This is a genomic window from Allomesorhizobium camelthorni, assembly GCF_011045125.1.
Classification (GTDB): domain Bacteria; phylum Pseudomonadota; class Alphaproteobacteria; order Rhizobiales; family Rhizobiaceae; genus Allomesorhizobium; species Allomesorhizobium camelthorni.
Window position 1 is genome coordinate 1 of sequence record NZ_JAAKZF010000341.1, and the last position, 529, is coordinate 529.

Genomic DNA, 529 nt, shown 5'->3' on the forward strand with positions numbered 1-529 from the left:
TTGACGAGCCGTGTCGAGCAAGGGCACGGCGAGGATGCCGGTCACTACAGGCTGACGCTTCGCGCCGGCGCGGTTGCATGGAGGATGATCGTCAACGATCACAACGATGTCGTCGAGGAGCGAGTCATCCGCGCCACGCGCCATAGCCGCGGCGGCGCTTGATCCGCACCAGTGTCGATCAGCACCGCAGCAAACCCACCCGCCATTTCAATGGCTTATAGTGCCGATCGGCGCTGAAACCCCACGCCGATTCACAGTGACCCCTCCGTTGGTCAGGAAAAAGCGGAATAAATCAAACGGTTCACACACATTGGGGTAGGGGTTATGGTTTGGTGCCGGTTCACACCCGGGTGCGGATTCTGGTGAACCCGCCGGTTTATATCTGTGTTGAATATCTAGAAAGCGACCTCCCGAAGAACGGCATGAGCCTCTGCGATGAACTACGACCCGCCCCCGTCCCGTCTTACTGATGATATCAGGGTGGCGCTGGAGAGTTTTTTCTTTGGCCTCAAGTTCCAGAGTCGCCCCG

1 protein-coding gene is annotated in these 529 nt (G+C 58.4%); it reads left to right on the forward strand.

Features of this window, described 5'->3' with window-relative positions; genetic code table 11:
* Positions 1 to 162 (forward strand): DUF6522 family protein, encoded by a 162-nt coding sequence (locus G6N73_RS38985; RefSeq protein WP_425484203.1) that lies wholly within the window; start codon positions 1 to 3, stop codon positions 160 to 162.
* Positions 163 to 529: the final 367 nt, after the last annotated feature.